The 14,661-nt window shown below is 73.2% G+C and carries 14 protein-coding genes; 12 read left to right on the forward strand and 2 right to left on the reverse strand.

Annotated elements, in window-relative coordinates:
* The first annotated feature begins 3 nt into the window (after positions 1–3).
* The 12 genes from ACZ6IM_RS03365 to ACZ6IM_RS03420 all read left to right on the forward strand — a co-directional run bounded on the left by ACZ6IM_RS03365 (position 4) and on the right by ACZ6IM_RS03420 (position 11,667).
* On the forward strand, positions 4–810 hold the full coding sequence (locus ACZ6IM_RS03365; protein ID WP_052842390.1) for an MlaE family ABC transporter permease: 807 nt from the start codon (positions 4–6) through the stop codon (positions 808–810).
* A gap of 1 nt (position 811) precedes the next feature.
* Positions 812–2,068 (forward strand): MCE family protein, encoded by a 1,257-nt coding sequence (locus ACZ6IM_RS03370; protein WP_469554023.1) that lies wholly within the window; start codon positions 812–814, stop codon positions 2,066–2,068.
* Positions 2,065–3,129 (forward strand): MCE family protein, encoded by a 1,065-nt coding sequence (locus tag ACZ6IM_RS03375; RefSeq protein ID WP_052842388.1) that lies wholly within the window; start codon positions 2,065–2,067, stop codon positions 3,127–3,129. Before ACZ6IM_RS03370 ends, ACZ6IM_RS03375 begins: the two co-directional genes overlap by 4 nt.
* Positions 3,126–4,166, forward strand: a complete 1,041-nt coding sequence (locus tag ACZ6IM_RS03380; RefSeq protein ID WP_052842387.1) for an MCE family protein — start codon at positions 3,126–3,128, stop codon at positions 4,164–4,166. Before ACZ6IM_RS03375 ends, ACZ6IM_RS03380 begins: the two co-directional genes overlap by 4 nt.
* Positions 4,166–5,209 (forward strand): MCE family protein, encoded by a 1,044-nt coding sequence (locus ACZ6IM_RS03385; RefSeq protein ID WP_052842386.1) that lies wholly within the window; start codon positions 4,166–4,168, stop codon positions 5,207–5,209. Before ACZ6IM_RS03380 ends, ACZ6IM_RS03385 begins: the two co-directional genes overlap by 1 nt.
* The gene (locus tag ACZ6IM_RS03390) at positions 5,206–6,441 is read left to right on the forward strand and encodes an MCE family protein (RefSeq protein ID WP_469554025.1); all 1,236 of its coding nucleotides are present in this window, start codon (positions 5,206–5,208) and stop codon (positions 6,439–6,441) included. Before ACZ6IM_RS03385 ends, ACZ6IM_RS03390 begins: the two co-directional genes overlap by 4 nt.
* Positions 6,438–7,721 (forward strand): MlaD family protein, encoded by a 1,284-nt coding sequence (locus tag ACZ6IM_RS03395; RefSeq protein ID WP_052842384.1) that lies wholly within the window; start codon positions 6,438–6,440, stop codon positions 7,719–7,721. The genes ACZ6IM_RS03390 and ACZ6IM_RS03395 overlap by 4 nt, the downstream gene beginning before the upstream one ends.
* Complete coding sequence (locus tag ACZ6IM_RS03400) at positions 7,718–8,227, forward strand: hypothetical protein (RefSeq protein ID WP_052842383.1); 510 nt, start codon at positions 7,718–7,720, stop codon at positions 8,225–8,227. Before ACZ6IM_RS03395 ends, ACZ6IM_RS03400 begins: the two co-directional genes overlap by 4 nt.
* Positions 8,227–8,940, forward strand: coding sequence for a nuclear transport factor 2 family protein (locus ACZ6IM_RS03405; protein WP_052842382.1), 714 nt, complete (start codon positions 8,227–8,229; stop codon positions 8,938–8,940). The genes ACZ6IM_RS03400 and ACZ6IM_RS03405 overlap by 1 nt, the downstream gene beginning before the upstream one ends.
* 26 nt (positions 8,941–8,966) lie before the next feature.
* Complete coding sequence (locus ACZ6IM_RS03410; protein WP_469554028.1) at positions 8,967–9,515, forward strand: nuclear transport factor 2 family protein; 549 nt, start codon at positions 8,967–8,969, stop codon at positions 9,513–9,515.
* A gap of 48 nt (positions 9,516–9,563) precedes the next feature.
* On the forward strand, positions 9,564–10,328 hold the full coding sequence (locus tag ACZ6IM_RS03415; protein ID WP_052842380.1) for a hypothetical protein: 765 nt from the start codon (positions 9,564–9,566) through the stop codon (positions 10,326–10,328).
* Between the two features lie 76 nt (positions 10,329–10,404).
* Positions 10,405–11,667, forward strand: a complete 1,263-nt coding sequence (locus tag ACZ6IM_RS03420) for a lytic transglycosylase domain-containing protein (RefSeq protein ID WP_469554030.1) — start codon at positions 10,405–10,407, stop codon at positions 11,665–11,667.
* A 16-nt stretch (positions 11,668–11,683) separates the two neighbouring features.
* On the opposite strand, the gene ACZ6IM_RS03425 is transcribed toward ACZ6IM_RS03420, so the two are convergent.
* The gene (locus ACZ6IM_RS03425) at positions 11,684–13,348 is read right to left on the reverse strand and encodes a pyridoxal phosphate-dependent aminotransferase (RefSeq protein WP_469554032.1); all 1,665 of its coding nucleotides are present in this window, start codon (positions 13,346–13,348) and stop codon (positions 11,684–11,686) included.
* Between the two features lie 124 nt (positions 13,349–13,472).
* Positions 13,473–14,621, reverse strand: coding sequence for an aldose epimerase family protein (locus ACZ6IM_RS03430; RefSeq protein ID WP_469554034.1), 1,149 nt, complete (start codon positions 14,619–14,621; stop codon positions 13,473–13,475).
* Positions 14,622–14,661: the final 40 nt, after the last annotated feature.

Raw genomic sequence — 14,661 nt, forward strand, 5'->3', positions numbered from 1 at the left:
TCGATGGCCTCCCCGCTCGTCTGGCTCGACCGCTCCGGCGACCAACTCCTCTTCTACGTCCGGGCGCTGCTGTGGATCCCGCGGACCCTGCGCCGCTACCTCAAGGAGGTGCAGCGCCTGCTCGCGGAGGTGGCCTTCGGCTCCGGCGGCCTCGGCGTCATCGGCGGCACCATCGGCGTGATGATCGCGATGACGCTCTTCACCGGGACCGTCGTCGGACTCCAGGGCTACGCGGCCCTCGACCAGATCGGCACGGCCGCCTTCACCGGATTCGTCTCCGCCTACTTCAACACCCGCGAGATCGCGCCCCTGGTCGCCGGACTCGCCCTCTCCGCGACCGTCGGGGCCGGCTTCACCGCCCAGCTCGGCGCCATGCGCATCAACGAGGAGGTCGACGCGCTGGAGGGCATGGGCATCCGCTCCATGCCGTACCTCGTCACCACCCGCATCATCGCCGGCGTCGTCGCCATCATCCCGCTCTACGCCATCGGGCTGCTCTCCTCCTACCTCGCCTCCCGCTACGTGACCGTCCTGTTCAACGGGCAGTCCCGGGGGACGTACGACCACTACTTCAACCTCTTCCTCTCGCCGACGGACGTGCTGCTGTCCGTACTGAAGGTGCTGATCTTCAGCGTGATGGTGATCGTCGCCCACTGCTACTACGGCTACCGCGCCTCCGGCGGACCCGCCGGGGTCGGCGTGGCCGTCGGCCGGTCCGTGCGCAACGCCATCGTGCTGATCAGCGTCACCGACTTCTTCCTGTCCCTGGCCCTGTGGGGCGCGACCACGACCGTGAAGGTGGCGGGGTGAGATGAGCGGACCGAAGGGATCCACCCTGCGCCACCGGCTGGCCGGAGTGGTGTTCGTGCTGGTGCCCGCCCTGCTGATCTGGCTGGCCGTCGCCGTCTACGACAAGAAGTTCACCGACTCCGACCCGGTGGTCGTCGAGACCGGCAGCGCCGGCAACCAGATGCACCCGGGCGCCGAGGTGAAGCTGCGCGGGGTCGTCGTCGGCGAGGTCCGCGCCATCGACGCAACCGGCGACGGGGCCCGGCTCACCCTCGCCATGAAACCCGGCGCGCTGGACGACGTACCGTCCGACGTCCGCGCCCAGATGCTGCCCACCACCCTGTTCGGCGAACGGTTCGTGGCCCTCGTCCCGCCCGCGGACCCCTCGCCCGAACCCCTGGCCGCCGGGGCCGTCGTCCCCCAGGACCGGTCCGCGAACGCCATCGAGCTCCAGCAGGTGCTCGACGACGTGCTGCCGATGCTCACCGCCGTCCAGCCGCAGAAGCTCTCCGCGACCCTGTCCGCCGTCTCGCAGGCCCTCGAAGGCCGCGGACAACGGCTCGGCGAGACGCTGAGCCTGCTGGACGAGCACCTGGCCGAGTTCAACCCCAACCTGCCCGCCCTCAACCGTGACCTCAAGGAACTCGTGAAGGTCAGCCATGTCTACGCGGACGCCGCGCCCGAAGTCATCACGGCGCTCACCGACTTCACCACCACCAGCGGCACCCTCGCCGAGCAGGAGGCGGAACTCGCCGCCACCCTCGGGTCCACGACTCGGACGGCCGAGGACGTGACGGCCTTCCTGCGCAAGAACAAGGACAACATCATCCGGCTCGGCGACACCGGCCGCCCCACCCTGGAACTGCTCGCCGAGTACTCCTCGGCCTTCCCCTGCACCCTGCGCACCCTCGCCGACTTCGTGCCGGCCATGGACAAGGCGCTCGGCAAGGGCACCGACCGGCCCGGCATCCACGTCGACGTCACCAGCGTCGCCTCGCGCGGGGCCTACCGGCCCGGCCGCGACAGCCCGGTGTACGACTCCGGCGGCGGGCCCCGCTGCCCCTCCGTGCCCTACCTGGGCGCCCTGCCCCGGCCCACCGCCCGGGCCGCCGCCCCCGCGGCCGAGCAGGACCTCGGGCCCGCCAACTCCCCGCAGGAGAACGACCTCGTCAACGAACTCCTCGCCCCCGCCGCCGGGAAGAGCCCCGGCGACCTGCCCGACTGGAGCAGCCTGCTCGTCGGCCCCGTCTACCGCGGTACGGAGGTGACCCTCGGATGACCGGCGCCGACCACGCCCACACCCGGCGCCGCCCGCTGACCGGACCGCTGGTCAAGTCCCTCGTCTTCGTGGTGGTCACCGCCCTCGCCACCACCGTGCTCGGGCTGAGCGTCGCCGGCACCAGCGTCGACTCCGGCGGCGGCACCAGCACCTACAAGGCCCTGTTCACCGACGTCACCGGCCTCACCGACGGCGACAGCGTGCGGATCTCCGGGGTGACCGTCGGCGAGGTGACCGACGTGCGCGTGGTGCACCGGCGCACCGCGCAGGTCACCTTCACCGTCCGCGACGACCGCAGGCTGCCCCGGTCGACCACCGCCGCCGTGAAGTACCTCAACATGGTCGGCCAGCGCTACGTCTCCCTCGCCCGCGGCAGCGGCGACCTCACCGGCAGCCTCCCGGAGGGCGGTACCGTCCCGCTGGAGCGCACCACGCCCGCGCTCGACCTGACCCTGCTCTTCAACGGCTTCAAGCCGCTGTTCGAGGGACTCTCCCCGAAGGACGTCAACGAACTCGCGGGATCGATCGTGCAGGTGCTCCAGGGCGAGGGCGCCACGGTCGACAGCCTGATCCGCCACATCGGTTCGCTCGGCACGACCGTCGCCGCCAAGGACAAGGTGATCGGCCAGGTCGTCGACAACCTCACCACCGTCCTGGACACCCTCAACGACCGCGAGGACGGCTTCGACGACCTCGTCGTCACCCTCCGGCAACTGGTCAGCGGCTTCAACCAGGACCGCAAACCCCTCGGCGAGGCCGTCACCGCCATGGGCGACCTGACCACCGTCACCGCGGACCTCCTCCAGGACGGACGGGCGCCGCTCAAGAAGGACATCCGCGAACTGGGACGGCTCTCGGCCGGTCTCGGCGAGCACACCCCGCAGATCGAGGACTTCCTGGAGAAGACCCCCGCCAAGATGACCGCCCTGGCCCGCCTGTCCTCCTACGGATCGTGGTTCAACCTCTACCTCTGCGAGGCGCGCGTGAGCGCAGTGACCACCTCCGACGGCTCGAAGCCGCCGACCGGCATCGCGATCACCGAATCGAGGTGCCACGGATGAAGCGCCCTCGCATCAGGCCGGTCAAGGAACGCAACCCCGTGGCCGTCGGCGTCGCCGGGCTGCTCGTCATCGCCCTGATCGCCCTGCTCGCCTACAACGTCGACCGGCTGCCGTTCGGCGGCGGCACCACCTACAGCGCCGACTTCTCCGAGGCCGCCGGCCTGGACGAGGGCGACGAGGTGCGCATCGCCGGCGTCAAGGTCGGCCGCGTCACCGGCGTCGCGCTCGACGGCGCCAAGGTCAAGGTCACCTTCGAGGTCGAGGACGCCTGGCTCGGCGACCGCACCACCGCCGCCATCGCCATCAAGACCGTCCTCGGCGACAAGTACCTGGCGCTCGACCCGCTCGGCTCCGGCCGCCAGGACCCGGGCAGCCGCATCCCGCTCGCCCGCACCACCTCCCCCTACGACGTGACCCAGGCATTCCAGGACCTCAGCGGCACCGTCGACGACATCGACACCGGCCGGCTCGCGGAGAGCTTCGAGACCATCTCCGACACCTTCAAGGACTCCCCGCCGCACGTGCGCAAGGCGGCCACCGGCCTGTCCGACCTGTCGAAGTCCCTCTCCAAGCGCGACGCGAAGCTCTCCGAACTCCTCAAGGGCAGCGCCCGGTTCACCAAGACGCTGGAGGACAACAAGTCCAGCTTCGAGACCCTCATCGAGGACGGCGGCCCGCTGCTCGGCGAACTGCGCGACCGCCGCACCGCCATCAGCGCCCTGCTCAAGGGCAGCCAGGACCTCGGCACCGAACTCGGCGGCCTGGTCAAGGACAACGAGAAGCAGCTCGGCCCCACCCTCAAGGCGCTCGGCCGCGTCACCAGCGTCCTGGAGAAGAACAACACCCAGCTGGGCGAGACCCTCGCGCTGGTCGGCCCCTACTACCGCCTGGTCGGCAACACCCTGGGCAACGGCCGCTGGTTCGACAGCTACCTGTGCGGCGTCGTGCCCCGCGACTACCTGCCCGCGACCTCCCAGCCCGATACCGGATGCCAACCGCCGAAACAGCCCGCGGCGGCCCAGGGGAGCGGTGAGTGATGACCCGACGCCGAAAGATCCTCACCGGGCTGCTCGCCCTCGTGGTGCTCGCCGCCGGCGGCCTGGTCGCCGCCCGGGCCCTCGAAGCCGACGGCACCCGCGTCACCGCGTACTTCGACCGCGCCATCGGCGTCTACGCCGGTTCGGACCTGCGCGTCCTCGGGGTGCGGGTGGGCGAGGTGGAGTCGGTGCGGCCCGAGGGCACCCGGGTCCGCGTCGGCCTCCGCCTGGACGAGGGGATCAAGGTCCCCGAGGACGCGCGGGCCGTCGTCGTCGCGCCCAGCGTCGTCGCCGACCGGTACGTGCAGCTCACCCCCGCCTACCGCAACGGCCCCGCCCTCGCCGACGGCGCCGTCCTGCCCGCCTCCCGCAACCACGTCCCCGTGGAGATCGACCAGATCTACGACTCGATCACCGAACTCGGCGACGCCCTCGGCCCGGACGGCGCCAACGCCGACGGCGCCCTGTCCGACCTGCTGAGGACCGGCGCCGACAACCTCGACGGCAACGGTGAGGCCATCGGCGACGGCGTCGAGGAGTTCGGCAAGGCCGCCAAGACCCTCGACGGCAGCAGCGGCGACCTGTTCAAGACGCTCTCCAGCCTTCAGACCTTCACCACCATGCTGAAGAACAAGGACACCGACGTGCGCACCGCGCAGGAACGCCTGGACGAGGTCGTCAGCTTCTTCGCCGACAACAAGGACGACCTCACCGGCGCCCTGGAGGAACTCGGCAAGGCCCTCGGCCAGGTCAAGACCTTCATCGAGGACAACCGGGGCGAGCTGAGGAAGAACGTCGACCGGCTCGTCCCCATCACCCGGACCCTGGTCGAGCAACGCGCCTCGCTGGCCGAGGCGCTGGACGTGGCACCGCTGGCCGCCGACAACGTCGTGAACGCCTACAACCCCGACACCCGCACCCTCGACGGCCGCGCCAACCTCAACGAGATCAGCGGCGGCGGCCCGCTGCTGCCGCTGCCCGTGGCCGGTGCGGCCGGCGGCACGGCCGATGCGGACAAGACGGAGAAGGGGGCCGGACGATGAGGCGCGGCAGGATCGGCGCGGGCCGGGCAGCGGGCCTCACCGCCGGGGGCCTGGTCGCCGTCGGACTCGCCCTCGCCCTGACCGTCGGCGGGGTCACCGTCGTACCGAGCGGCTTCGACGGCATCGAGGACCTGCCGCTGCCCGGCGGCGCCGACCTCGGCGACCACCCCTACACCGTCACCGCGGAACTCCAGGACGTGCTCAGCCTCGTCCCGCACGCCGCGGTACGGGTCAACGACGTCGCCGTCGGCCGGATCACCGGCATCGAACTCGGCGAGGACGACTGGTCGGCCCGCGTCACCATGGAGATCAACGGCAAGGTGCGGCTGCCCGCCGACGCCACCGCGCGCCTCGAACAGTCCAGCCTGCTGGGCGAGAAGTACGTCCAGCTCGTCGCGCCGGCCAAGGAGACCGGAACCGGCCGGCTGACGGACGGCAGCGTCATCCCGCTGTCCCGCACCAGCCGCAACACCGAGGTCGAGGAGGTGTTCGGCGCGCTGTCCCTGCTCCTCAACGGCGGCGGCGTCAACCAGCTCAAGACCATCACCCGGGAGCTCAACGCCGCGCTCGGCGGCCGCGAACCCGAGGTCCGTTCCATGCTGAGACGGGTCAACACCCTGGTGGGCGACCTCGACGACCACCGCGGAGACATCACCGACGCCCTCGACGCCGTCAACCGGCTCTCCTCGACGCTCGCCACCCGCAAGGACGACGTCGGCACCGTCCTCACCGACCTCTCGCCCGGACTGAAGACGCTGGAGGAGCAGCGCGGCTCCCTGCTGACCATGCTGCGCTCCCTCGACACGCTGTCCGGCGTCGCCGTCTCCACCGTCAACGCGAGCAAGGACGACATGATCGCCGACCTCAAGGCCGTCGCACCGACGCTGAAGGCCCTGGCCGACGCGGGCACGGACCTGCCCGACTCGCTCCAGGTGCTGCTGACGTACCCGTTCACCGACGAGGTGCTGCGCGGGGTGAAGGGCGACTACCTCAACACGTATCTGAGCATGGTCGCCGTGCCGGGGACCGAGGTGATCCCGCCGCTCGTGTCTCCGGGCACGCCTTCGCCGTCCGCGTCCGCGTCCGCGTCCGCGACGGCGCAGGGCGGGCCGGACCCGGCCGCGGAGAAGCGGTCCTCGGGGCGGCGGGGCTCCGCCTCGCCCCTGCCGCTGCCCTCGGTGTCCGGGGCCGGGGCGACGTCCGGTACCGCGTCGGGGGGTGAGCACGGATGATCACCCTCGCCGTACGGCTGAAGAACCTCGCCTTCCTGCTCATCGCCGTCCTCGCCCTCTCCTTCCTCGGCATCCGCTACGCCGACCTCGGCCGGTACGTGGGCGTCGCCGACTACTACACCGTGGACGTCGAACTGCCGAGCACCGGCGGCCTGTTCACCCACTCGGACGTGACCTACCGGGGCGTCTCGGTGGGCCGTGTCGGCCCGATCGACCTCACCGCCGAGGGCGTCGTCGCCGAACTCCGCATCAAGAAGTCCGCACCCCGCATCCCCGCCGACACCAAGGCCGTGGTCGCCGGGCTCTCCGCCGTCGGCGAGCAGTACGTCGACCTGCGGCCCGAGAGCGACGGCTCCCCCTACCTGGCCGACGGCACCCGCATCGACCAGGCCGACACCGAGGTGCCCGCACCCGTCACCGACGTGCTCACCAGCGTCGACGACCTCGTCGGCTCGGTCCCGCTGGAGGACCTGCGCACGGTCGTCGACGAGTTCGGCAAGGCCTTCGAAGGGCACGGTGACGACCTCCAGGTGCTGCTCGACAGCGGCAGCGACTTCGTCGAGGCCGCCGACCGCGCCCTGCCGTCCACCACCCTGCTCATCAACGACGGCGAGACCGTCCTGCGCACCCAGGCCCAGGAGTCGCGGGCCATCCGCGACTTCGCCGTCGGGGCGAAGGACCTGGCCGCCGCGCTCAAGGGCTCCGACGCCGATCTGCGCCGCCTCCTCGCGGTCACCCCCGAGGCCGCCACCCAGGTCAGCGGCCTGCTGCGGGACCTCGACCCGAGCCTCGGCGTCGTCCTGGCCAACCTCCTGACCACCTCCGAGGTCGCCGTCACCCGGCAGCGCGGCATCGAGGAACTGCTGGTGAAGTACCCGGCGGCCGTCTCCGCCGGCGCCACCGCGGTCGACGGCGGCAAGCTGGACCTCGGCCTGGCCGTCACCTTCTTCAGCCCCCTGCCCTGCACCGACGGCTACGGCGGCACGCGCTACCGCAACGGTCTCGACCTCGGCACCGCGCCCGCCCTCAACACCGACGCGGCCTGCACCGCCCCGGCGTCGAGCGGGAAGAACGTGCGCGGCTCGGCCAACGCCCCGAAGAGCGGCGCGGTGCCCGAACCGGCCACACCCGGCTCCCTGCCCTCGGGCAGCGGCCGGACCACCCCGGCCAAGGACGGCACCCCGGACCTGCCCGGCGCGCTCGCCCTGCCCGGACAGCGCGGTGAGGCACCGGCCGGCCTGGCCGGTCTCCTCGCCCCGGATTCCGGGAGCACCCGATGAGGCGGGCCCGGATCCTCACCGGGGCGGGGCTCGTGCTGGCCCTCGGCGTCTGCGGCACCGGCGCGTGGACATACGCGCAGGCCCGCACCGACGACGCGCTCGCCTACGGCCGCCAGCGGGACGAGGCGCTCGCCGACGGGCGGGACGGCATCGCCGTACTCACCACGCTCGACGCCACCACCCGGCAGCGGGCCGAGCGGAGCATCCGGGACTGGCGCACCGTCTCCACCGGGCCGCTGCGCGAGGAACTCGGCGACACCGAGGCGGCGGCCGGGACCTCGGCGCGCGGCACGGTCACCGAGGCCGCCGTCACCGCGCTCGACACGCGGTCCGGCACGGCCAAGCTCATCGCCACGGTGCGCGTCCAGGTCACCCCCGCCGGGGCGAAGAAGCCGTCCACCGACCGCAAGCGCCTGGAGGCGGTCCTGGCCCGCACGGGCGAGGGGGAGTGGAAGGTGCGGGCACTGAGCGCCGTACCGGTGGCGGAAGGGAAGGCCGAGGAGTGATGACACCGACGTGGCTGCCGCGCAGGGGCGGTGCCCCCGGGCCCGACACGGAGCCGGAGCCGGACCCGGCCCCGGCCCCGGGAGCGGACTTTGCCGACGCGCCCGCCGAGCCGCAGACCGCCGAGTCCGGGAGCGTGGCGTCCGGGAGCGTGGCGTCCGCCGGGGGCGCCTCCGGCGAAGGGCTCGGCGAAGTGCCCGGCCGCCGTGGGCCGGGCGGGCGGCTGCGGCAGGTCGCCCTGGCCGGGACCGCCGCGGTCCTCGTCCTCGGCGGCTGCGGATTCTTCTACGCCGCCCACCAGTTGGGGTCACAGGCGCCCGCCCGGAACCACGCGCTCACCGACACCGGGGCCACCTCACGCGTCGCGGGCGACGTCGGCAACGCCCTCGCCCGGATCTTCTCCTACACGCCGGACGGCACCGCGGCCGCCCAACGCTCCGCGAACACCGTCCTCGACGGCCGCGCCGCCCGCCAGTACGAGACCCTCTTCGCCCGGGTCCGCGACGACCTCACCGAGCAGCGCGTCACCCTGAGCACCCGCGCCGTGCGCACCGGAGTGATCGAACTCGACGGCGACCGTGCCCGTCTGCTGGTCTTCCTCGACCAGACCTCCCACCGGAACAAGGGCAAGGCCACCACCGCGGCGGCCCAGCTCACCGTCACGGCCCGGCTCGACGACGACCGGTGGCGGATCGTCGACATCAAGGCCCGCTGACCATGCGCGGGAGACTGGAGCACCCCATGAAACGCGCGGTCCGCCTCCTCGACGCCGGCCGTTCCCGGCCGCTGCCGGCCCTGGCCCTCGCCCTCACCCTCGCCGCGGGCGGCTCCGCCGCCTGGGCCGGTCAGGACTGGTACCGGGCGGCCCACGACGAGCAGGCCGCCTACGCCGCCCAGCGGGACGCGGCCCTCTCCGCCGGCGAGCAGGCCGTGCAGAACCTGAACACGCTCGACCACCGCGAACTGAAGCGCGGCCTGGACCTGTGGGAGTCGTCGACCACCGGCGAACTGCACGAACAACTCGCCTCCGGGCGGGGCGAGTTCGCCGACCAGGTGAAGGAGGCGAAGACGGTGAGCACGGCCCGCGTGCTCTCCGGCGCCGTCACCGAACTCGACGACCGCGCCGGACGCGCCCGGGTGCTGGTCGCCCTGCGCGTCACCGTCAAGGCGGCCGACGGAGCGAAGACCGACAAGGACAGCCGCATGCTCGGCGAACTCACCCGGACCGACGGGCGGTGGAAGCTGAGCGCCCTGGGACAGGCACCCGTGGGCGGCACATCGACCGGCTGACCCGGTCCCGTACCGCGAAGCCGGCCGCAGCGAGGAGGACACCGCACCATGTCGACGACCCGTCACCACATCAACCGCCAGCGGCGCCGCCAGGCCCGCGAGACCCGGCCCGCCGCCCCGGCCGGGCCCCCGGAAGGCACCCCGGTGCGGACCGGTGGACGCGGCGCCACGGCCGTCCTGACGCACGCGGACGCCGTCACCGCCGACTCGCCCCCGGTCGACGAGGAGGAGACCGCCCCGGCCCGGCCGCGCCGCCGCCCCCCGGTCCTCGTACTGCTCTGCGCGCTGACGGTGCTCCTCGGCGGCTTCGCGGGCTGGGCGCACGCGGAGGCCGAAGGACTCAGGTCCGAGCCGGCGCGGAGCAACACCGCGCTGACCGACCTCGCCCGCACCAGCGAGATCAAGGGACAGGTCGGCAAGGCCGTCGACCGGCTCTTCTCCTACGACCACGCGGACCCTGGCGCCCTCGACGAGGCGGCGAAGGACCTCCTGACGGGCAAGGCCGTCGCCCAGCACCGCGGCCTGCTCGCCGACGTCCGCGCGCGGGCCGACGAGCAGAAGGCCGTGATCACCACGACGGTCACCGAGAGCGCGGTGGAACGGATCGACGGCGACCGGGCCCGGGTCCTCGTCTACGCCGACCAGAGCAGCGTCGCCACCACCGGGAAGAAGGCCGCGACGGACCCGAAGGACAAGGCGGGAGCGGAGGCAGCGCAGGACGAGGGCGTGTACGCCGCGGCCATGCTCGCCGTCGACGTCGTGCACCGCGACGGACGCTGGCTGGTCTCCGCCCTCGACACCTTCGGCCGCTAGGCCGCCCGCCCGCACCCCGGACCGCCTCCCGCCCCGCCCTCCCGCACCTCCGACGGAACCGACAGGAGTGACGACCATGTCCGTACGCCGTGCCCGACGCCTGTACCGCCGGCGGGCCCGCAAGGGACTGCGCACGACCGCCCTCGCGGTGGCGGCCATGGCGGCCCTCACCGCGTCCCAGGCCCCCGGCCTCACCGGCGAGGCGGAGGACACCCACGCCGGACCGGCGGCCGACGACCTGAGCCTGCCGACGGCGGACGGCCCGTACGCCGAGCCGGCCCCGCCGGGCGACGGCTCCTACCACACCGAACTCCCGCCGCTGACGACACGGGACGGCGGATCGGCCGCCCCCGCGCTCGGGCCGCAGATCCGCGCCCAGTCGGGGATCCCGGCCACCGTGCTGCGCGCCTACCGCGCCGCCGAGACGGCCGTCGGCAGGACGGACCCGGGCTGCCGGCTGCCCTGGGAACTGCTCGCGGCGATCGGCAAGGTCGAGTCCGGCCAGGCACGCGGCGGCGCGGTCGACCGGAACGGCACGACCCTCGGCCGGATCACCGGACCGCCCCTGGACGGCCGGGGCTTCGCCCTGATCCTGGACACGGACGGCGGCGCCCACGACGGCGACACGGTCTACGACCGGGCGGTGGGCCCGATGCAGTTCCTGCCGTCCACCTGGGCCCGCTGGGGCGCGGACGGCAACGGCGACGGCCGCGCCGACCCGAACAACGTCTTCGACGCGGCGCTGGCGGCCGGGCACTACCTGTGCGCCGGCGACCGGGACCTGGGTCGGGCGGCGGACCTGGACCGGGCCGTCCTCAGCTACAACAACTCCCGCGCCTACCTCGCCCTGGTCAGGCACTGGCTGGAGTTCTACAGCCGCGGAGTCCACACCGTCCCCGACGGCAAGGGCGTCGTCCCGAAGAGCCCCGGCGCGGGCGGCGCCACCCCGGCGACCGAGCCCGTCGACGGAGGGAGCGGCGGCAGCGGCGGGGGCCACGGGAACGGGAACGGTGGTGGAGGCGGGGGCGACGGCATCGACATCGGTCCGGACCCGGGCACCACGCCGGGCGGCCCCGGGTCCCCGTCCCCGTCTCCGTCCCCGTCCCGCCCCGTGCCGTCCACGGCGCCGCACCCGTCCTCCCCGACGGGCCCGGGCCACTCCCAGCCGCCCACGAAGACGCCGGACCCCTCGCCGGACCCGACCGGCCCGAGCCCTTCGCCGACGGCCACGGACGACTGCTCCCCGGAACCGGGGAGCGCGTCCCCCGACCCCACGGCCTCCCCGACGGCGTCACCCTGCCCGACCCCGTCGCAGACCCCGGCCGTCTCGGCCGGGTAGGGACACCCGGCGAGGATCAGCCCGCCCGGCCCATCCCCGCCGCGTTCGGCCAGCCCGTCGCCGGGACCGACTCCAGACCGTTGGTGCCGCGGACCTGGGCGGCGGTGAGGCCGCCGCGGGCCGGCACGCCGGGCGGGGTGGGGCCGTCGGGCGGTGGATACGCGGCGGCCGCGGCCGGCGCCGGAACCGGGGCCGGCGCGGGCTGCGGGGCCGGTGCCGGGTGGGGGACCGGCACCGGCCCGGGATACGGCACCGGCCCGGGATACGGCACCGGCCCCGGCTGGGGGCCCGGCAGCGGCCGGTGCGCCGGCGCGGGGCCGGGCACGGCGGCCGCCGCCGGGGCGACCGGCACCGCGGCGGGGAGCGGCACGCCGGTGCCGGTGCCGGTGCCGGTGCCGGGGGACGGAGCGGCGGCGAGCCCCAGGGCACCGGCACCGGCGGTCTGTGCGGTGATCGCGCGCATACCGGAGCCGTTGGTCTCGTGCATCAGGCGGTCCACCGCCGCCGTGCCCGAGCTGTAGCCGGTCCCTGTGGCCGGCCCGGGCACGGCGGCTCCCCTCCCGGCCCCGTAGAGCACCTGTTCCAGGCCGGACACCAGGCGACGTACGTCGGCCTGGGGGCGCACCACGAGACGCAGGAAGCGGCTGGACGAACCGATCTTGTTGCCGCACTCCCGGACCAGCACCCGGTGCTCGGTGAGCATGCGGTCGCGCACGGCGGTGCCCTCCGAGCCCACGGGGAGGCGGACGAAGAGGAAGTTGCCCTGGGAGGGATAGACGGTCAGGCCGGGCAGCGCGGACAGCTGGGCGGCCATCTCCAGACGGTCGCGGCGCACCTGGTGCAGGCTCCGCGCGTACTCGGGACCGTGGTCGCGCAGCATGAACACCACATGCTCGGCGAAGGAGTTGAGGTTCCACTTGGGGAGCATGGCGCGCACCCGGCCCGCGAGCGCCGGATTGGCGACCAGGTAGCCGAAGCGGATGCCGTGCAGCCCGAAGTTCTTGCCGAGGCTGCGCAGGACGACGACGTTGGGGCGCAGCATCGCCTCCTGGACCACGCTGGGTTCGGCCTCCGCGTCGGCGAACTCCAGGAAGGACTCGTCGATCACCACCAGGTCCCGGTCGGCCATCGCGTCCATGAACTGCACCAGCGCCTGCTTGTGCAGAAAGCCGCCGTCGGGGTTGTTGGGGTTGCAGACCACCACGGTCCGGGTGCCCCTGGCCCGGACGAACTCGGCGTACCCGGCGAGGTCGAGGGCGAAGCCGCCGGCCTCCTGGAGCGGGAACATGTCGACCCGCTTGCCGGTCTCCATGGGCTGGTCGGTCCAGCGGCCGAAGGTGGGGACGGGCACGGCGAGGGAGTCCCGGACCAGCAGGTGGTCGATCCAGGTGATCAGCTCCGTGGAGCCGTTGCCCATCGCCACGCACTGCGGCGGGAGCTGGAGCAGGCCGCACAGTTCGGCGGTGATGGTGTCGGCGCTGCTCGGGTAGTAGGTGATGATCTCGCGCAGCCGGCCCGCCAGCTCGTCGAACATCGCCGGGGTGGGGAAGTACGGGTTGCAGGGGATGCAGAAGTCCACCGGACCGGCGCCCGCCGCCTCGCCGCTCTCCCGCGTCAGCGCCGCCATCGAGGGGCTGTGCGCCGCGGTGCTGCGGAACAACGAGGTGACGTTGCCGGACAAGTGGACCTCCGTAAGTGGGCGGCCCGCGCGGGGAACGCGGGCCGCCCTTGAATACGGAGGCGGACGGGGCACTGTTCAACGGGTGTGAAGAAAGTGTGCCCTCACGCCGTCACGCGCCCGCCCCTCAGGCGTCGAAGGAGTGCACCGTCGACGTCCGGTAGGTCTCGCCGGGCCGCAGCACGGTCGACGGGAACGACGGCTGGTTCGGCGAGTCCGGGAAGTGCTGGGTCTCCAGGCACAGGGCGTCGCCCTGGCGGTAGAGGGAGCCGCCGGTGCCGGTGAGGGTGCCGTCGAGGAAGTTGCCCGAGTAGAACTGCAGGCCGGGCTGGTCGGTGGCGATGCGCAGGGTGCGGCCCGAGGCGTTCTCGCGCAGGGTGGCGATGTGCTCGGGGCGGTCGGTGATGCCCTTGTCGAGCACCCAGTTGTGGTCGAAGCCCTTGGCGGTGACCAGCTGCGGGTGGGCGTCGCGGATGTCCCGGCCGATCGGCTTCGCCCGGCGGAAGTCGAAGGGCGTGCCGGACACCCGGGCCAGCTCGCCGGTCGGGATCAGGCCGGCGTCGGTGGGGGTGAAGCGGGAGGCGGCGATCGACAGCTCGTGGTCCTCGATCGTGCCGCTGCCCTCACCGGCCAGGTTCCAGTAGACGTGGCTGGTGAGGTTGACGACGGTGGCCTTGTCGGTGGTGGCCTCGTAGTCGATGCGCCAGTCGCCGCGCCGGGTGAGGGTGTACGTCACCTTCGCCTTGAGCGTGCCCGGATAGCCCATCTCGCCGTCGACGCTGGTGTAGTGCAGCACCAGGCCGGTGTCGGAGCCCTCGGTGAAGGGCTCGACGTCCCACACCCGGTAGTCGAAGCCCAGGGCGCCGCCGTGCAGGGAGTTCTCCCCGTCGTTGACGGAGAGCTGGTAGTCCTTGCCGTCCAGGGTGAAGCGGCCCTTGGCGATGCGGTTGCCGTACCGCCCGATCAGGGCGCCGAAGTGCGGGCTGCGGGCGACGTAGTCCTCGAGGTTGTCGAAACCCAGCGAGACGTTCGCGTACCGGCCCCGGCGGTCCGGGATCTCCAGGGACTGCACGACACCGCCGTACGACAGCACCTTCATCCGCGTGCTGCCGTTCTCCAGCGACCAGCGGTACACCTTCGTCCCGTCGGCCAGTTTGCCGAAGAGCTCCTTCACCGGTTTCCTGCCTCCCGACGCGTGCGCCGTGCCGCCGACCGCGGTGGCGGCCACGCCGGCCGCTGCCGCCGACGCGATGACCGTTCGTCTGCTCAGTTCCATGTGCGGCTCCTGTACTTCCGTGAAAAGAAGCGGGCCCCGC

This window comes from Streptomyces sp. NPDC042336 (assembly GCF_055581985.1).

What these genes read in the sequence shown, in the direction of transcription:
- ACZ6IM_RS03385 (WP_052842386.1), top strand. Translation starts at nt 4,166, where the DNA reads ATGACCCGACGCCGAAAGATCCTCACCGGGCTGCTCGCCCTCGTGGTG.
- ACZ6IM_RS03405 (WP_052842382.1), top strand. Translation starts at nt 8,227, where the DNA reads ATGACACCGACGTGGCTGCCGCGCAGGGGCGGTGCCCCCGGGCCCGAC.
- ACZ6IM_RS03390 (WP_469554025.1), top strand. Translation starts at nt 5,206, where the DNA reads ATGAGGCGCGGCAGGATCGGCGCGGGCCGGGCAGCGGGCCTCACCGCC.
- ACZ6IM_RS03430 (WP_469554034.1), bottom strand. Translation starts at nt 14,621, where the DNA reads ATGGAACTGAGCAGACGAACGGTCATCGCGTCGGCGGCAGCGGCCGGC.
- ACZ6IM_RS03375 (WP_052842388.1), top strand. Translation starts at nt 2,065, where the DNA reads ATGACCGGCGCCGACCACGCCCACACCCGGCGCCGCCCGCTGACCGGA.
- ACZ6IM_RS03420 (WP_469554030.1), top strand. Translation starts at nt 10,405, where the DNA reads ATGTCCGTACGCCGTGCCCGACGCCTGTACCGCCGGCGGGCCCGCAAG.
- ACZ6IM_RS03410 (WP_469554028.1), top strand. Translation starts at nt 8,967, where the DNA reads ATGAAACGCGCGGTCCGCCTCCTCGACGCCGGCCGTTCCCGGCCGCTG.
- ACZ6IM_RS03400 (WP_052842383.1), top strand. Translation starts at nt 7,718, where the DNA reads ATGAGGCGGGCCCGGATCCTCACCGGGGCGGGGCTCGTGCTGGCCCTC.
- ACZ6IM_RS03365 (WP_052842390.1), top strand. Translation starts at nt 4, where the DNA reads ATGGCCTCCCCGCTCGTCTGGCTCGACCGCTCCGGCGACCAACTCCTC.
- ACZ6IM_RS03415 (WP_052842380.1), top strand. Translation starts at nt 9,564, where the DNA reads ATGTCGACGACCCGTCACCACATCAACCGCCAGCGGCGCCGCCAGGCC.
- ACZ6IM_RS03380 (WP_052842387.1), top strand. Translation starts at nt 3,126, where the DNA reads ATGAAGCGCCCTCGCATCAGGCCGGTCAAGGAACGCAACCCCGTGGCC.
- ACZ6IM_RS03370 (WP_469554023.1), top strand. Translation starts at nt 812, where the DNA reads ATGAGCGGACCGAAGGGATCCACCCTGCGCCACCGGCTGGCCGGAGTG.
- ACZ6IM_RS03395 (WP_052842384.1), top strand. Translation starts at nt 6,438, where the DNA reads ATGATCACCCTCGCCGTACGGCTGAAGAACCTCGCCTTCCTGCTCATC.